The organism is uncultured Oscillibacter sp. (genome assembly GCF_910587525.1).
Lineage (GTDB): Bacteria > Bacillota > Clostridia > Oscillospirales > Oscillospiraceae > Oscillibacter.
In genome coordinates this window covers 1-3,327 of sequence record NZ_CAJULS010000191.1, presented here as the reverse complement: position 1 = coordinate 3,327, position 3,327 = coordinate 1, and the positions used below count along the sequence as shown (strand labels likewise).

The 3,327-nt window shown below is 63.0% G+C and carries 7 protein-coding genes; all 7 read left to right on the top strand.

The features are described 5' to 3' along the window. Positions 1–414, top strand: a 414-nt coding sequence (gene rplD / locus QZ326_RS12185) for a 50S ribosomal protein L4 (protein WP_295745619.1), incomplete at its 5' end; no start/stop codon positions are given. After that, positions 414–707 carry a 50S ribosomal protein L23 gene (rplW, locus tag QZ326_RS12180; RefSeq protein WP_204790196.1) on the top strand — a complete coding sequence of 98 codons (294 nt, stop codon included), beginning with the start codon at positions 414–416 and terminating at the stop codon, positions 705–707. The genes rplD and rplW, both read left to right, overlap by 1 nt. A gap of 25 nt (positions 708–732) precedes the next feature. Continuing rightward, positions 733–1,569 carry a 50S ribosomal protein L2 gene (rplB, locus tag QZ326_RS12175; RefSeq protein WP_295745617.1) on the top strand — a complete coding sequence of 279 codons (837 nt, stop codon included), beginning with the start codon at positions 733–735 and terminating at the stop codon, positions 1,567–1,569. 16 nt (positions 1,570–1,585) lie between these two features. Next, positions 1,586–1,846, top strand: a complete 261-nt coding sequence (rpsS, locus tag QZ326_RS12170) for a 30S ribosomal protein S19 (protein ID WP_016320995.1) — start codon at positions 1,586–1,588, stop codon at positions 1,844–1,846. 19 nt (positions 1,847–1,865) lie between these two features. Next, positions 1,866–2,210: a 50S ribosomal protein L22 gene (gene rplV / locus QZ326_RS12165; RefSeq protein WP_295745614.1), complete on the top strand. Its 345-nt coding sequence runs from the start codon at positions 1,866–1,868 to the stop codon at positions 2,208–2,210. 19 nt (positions 2,211–2,229) lie between these two features. Next, positions 2,230–3,123 carry a 30S ribosomal protein S3 gene (rpsC, locus tag QZ326_RS12160; protein ID WP_295745612.1) on the top strand — a complete coding sequence of 298 codons (894 nt, stop codon included), beginning with the start codon at positions 2,230–2,232 and terminating at the stop codon, positions 3,121–3,123. Then, the coding region (rplP, locus tag QZ326_RS12155; protein WP_295745609.1) for a 50S ribosomal protein L16 at positions 3,123–3,327 on the top strand (205 nt) is incomplete at its 3' end. The genes rpsC and rplP, both read left to right, overlap by 1 nt.

The following is a 3,327-nucleotide window of genomic DNA, read 5'->3' as shown; positions in this document are numbered from 1 at the left end:
GGCCACGCCCGCCAGGGCAGCACCCGGGCCCCCCAGTGGACCCACGGCGGCATCGCCTTCGCCCCCAAGCCCCGCAGCTACCGCTATACGGTAAACAAGAAGGTCCGCCGCCTGGCCCTGAAGTCCGTCCTCTCCGCCAAGGCCGCCGAGGGCTGCCTGGTGGTCATCGACGCCATCAAGCAGACGGAAATCAAAACCGCCGAGTTCCGCAAGTTCCTGAACGCTGTCAAGGTCGACGGCAAGGCCGTGGTGGTGACCCCCGCCATGGACGAGACGATCGTCAAGAGCGCCCGGAACCTTCCCGGCGTGCTGACCACCCCCGCGGCGCAGCTGAATGTCTATGACATCGTAAACGCCAAGTACCTGGTGGTGGATCAGGCCGCCCTCGCTAAAATCGAGGAGGTGTACGCGTAATGACCGCATACGATATTGTGATCCGCCCCGTCATCACCGAGCGGGCCATGGCCGGAGCCGCCGGCAAGAAGTACGTCTTCGAGGTGGCCAAGGACGCCGGTAAGGTGGAAATCAAGAAAGCCGTAGAGGAAATCTTCGGCGTAAAGGTGGCCGCCGTCAACACCCTGACGGTGCCCGGCAAGGAAAAGCGCATGGGCGCGGGCCGTCCCGGCATGACGAAAACCTGGAAAAAGGCCTACGTCCAGCTGACCCCCGATTCCAAGACCATCGAGTTCTTTGAAGGCATGGTCTGATTCTACGGAAGGAGTGTAACGACAAATGTCTATTAAAACCTTTAAGCCGACGACTCCCTCCCGGCGTCAGATGACGGTCTCCGGATTCGACGGCATTGACAAAAAGGCCAAGCCCGAGCCCAAGCTCACCGAGACCCTGAAAAAGAGCGCCGGTCGGAACAGCTACGGCCGCATCACCGTCCGCCACCGGGGCGGCGGCAACAAGCGGAAATACCGTGTCATCGACTTCAAGCGCGACAAACACGATATGTTCGCCACCGTCCTCCGCCTGGAGTACGACCCCAACCGCTCCGCCAACATCGCCCTCCTGGAGTATGAGGACGGCGAGCGCCGCTACATTCTGGCCCCCGTGGGCCTGAAGGCCGGCGACAAGGTGGAGTCCGGCCCCAGCGCCGACATCAAGGAGGGCAACGCCCTCCCCCTGGCCAACATTCCCGTGGGCACCATGATCCACAACATCGAGCTCCACCCCGGCAACGGCGCCCAGCTGGTGCGCTCCGCCGGAACCGCCGCCCAGCTCATGGCGAAAGAGGGCGGCGACGCCCAGATCCGCATGCCCTCCGGCGAGGTCCGCATTGTTCGGACCAACTGCATGGCCACCATTGGCCAGGTGGGGAACATTGACCACGCCAACATCAACATCGGCAAAGCGGGCCGCAAGCGCCACATGGGCTGGCGTCCCACCGTCCGGGGCTCCGTCATGAACCCCTGCGACCACCCCCACGGCGGCGGCGAGGGCCGCGCCCCGGTTGGCCGTCCCGGCCCTGTGACCCCCTGGGGCAAGCCCGCCATGGGTTACAAGACCCGGAAGAAGAAGAATCCCACCAGCAAGTTCATCGTCAAGCGCCGTAATGAGAAGTAAGGGAGGCAAGTAAAATATGAGCAGATCCATCAAAAAAGGCCCGTATGTTGCCCCGGAGCTTCTGAAGCGGGTCGAGGAAATGAATGCGAAAAACGAGAAGAAAGTGCTGAAGACCTGGAGCCGCAGCTCCACCATCTTCCCTGCTTTTGTGGGCCATACCATCGCCGTCCACGACGGGCGCAAGCATGTGCCCGTGTATATCCAGGAGGATATGGTGGGCCACAAGCTGGGCGAGTTCGCCCCCACCCGTACCTTCCGCGGACACCGGAAGGACTGAGTAAAGGAGGATGCTGAACATGGAAAACAAAACCGCTAAGGCCTATCTGCGCTATGTCCGCATCTCTCCCCGGAAGGTCCAGATCGTCTGCGACCTGATCCGCGGCAAAGATGCCGGCACCGCCATGGCCATTCTGATGCAGACCCACAAGTCTGCCTCCGAGCCTCTCCAGAAGCTGCTGAAGAGCGCTGTCGCAAACGCCGAAAACAATTTCGGCATGGACCCCAGCAAGCTGGTGGTCTCTGAGGTGTTCGCCACCCCCGGCCCCATCCTCAAGCGGATGATGCCCCGGGCCCAGGGCCGCGCCTACCGTATCAACAAGCGCACTTCTCACGTCACCCTGGCTGTGGCGGAAAAGGCATAAGAGGGAGGAGAACAGTTTTATGGGACAGAAAGTAAATCCCCACGGCCTTCGTGTGGGCGTCATCAAAGACTGGGATTCCCGTTGGTATGCCAGTGACGAGAAGGTCGGCGATCTGATCGTGGAGGATCAGAAGATCCGCAAGTACCTGAAGAAGACCCTGTACGGCGCCGGCGTCCCCAAGATCGAGATCGAGCGCAGCAACGACGTAGTCACCATCTTCCTGCACTGTGCCCGGCCCGGTATGGTCATCGGCAAAGGCGGTGAGCAGATCGAGCAGTACCGTTTGGCCGTTGAGAAGCTCATCGGCAAGAAGGTGAAGCTGAACATCGTGGAGGAGCGCAACCCTGACATGAACGCTCAGCTGGTGGCGGAGAACATCGCCCAGCAGCTGGAGAAGCGCATCTCCCACCGCCGCGCCATGAAGAACGCCATGGCCCGCGCTATGCGCGCCGGCGCCAAGGGCATCAAGACCTGCTGCTCCGGCCGTTTGGGCGGACGCGAGATCGCCGGCGTAGAGCACTACCACGAGGGCACCATTCCCCTGCAGACCATCCGCGCCGACATTGAGTATGGCTTCGCGGAAGCTGCCACTACCTTTGGCCGCATCGGCGTAAAGGTGTGGATCTACAAGGGCGAGGTTCTGAGCCAGACCCTGCGGACCACCCCCCGCACCATGGATACCTCCAAGCCCTATCAGGAGCGCCGGGAGCGCCGTCCCCGCCGGGATGGTGACCGCCGCGGCGGCTTCAATCGGGGCCAGGGCGGCGGCTTTAACCGCGACCGTCAGGGCGGCGGCTTCAACCGCGGACCCGGCGGCCAGGGCGGCCGTCCCCAGTTCCGGCCCAACACCAACACCAGCCGCCCCGCTGCCCCCGCAGCCCCCGCGGCTCCCAAGGAAGGAGGGGCGCAGTAATGCTGATGCCGAAGAGAGTTAAGTACCGCCGGGTGCACCGGGGCCGTATGACCGGTAAGGCCACCCGCGGCAACACCCTGGCCTACGGCGAGTTTGGCCTGGTGGCCACGGAGCCGGCCTGGATCACCAGCAACCAGATCGAGGCCGCCCGTATCGCCATGACCCGCCACACTAAGCGCGGCGGCCAGGTCTGGATTAAGATCT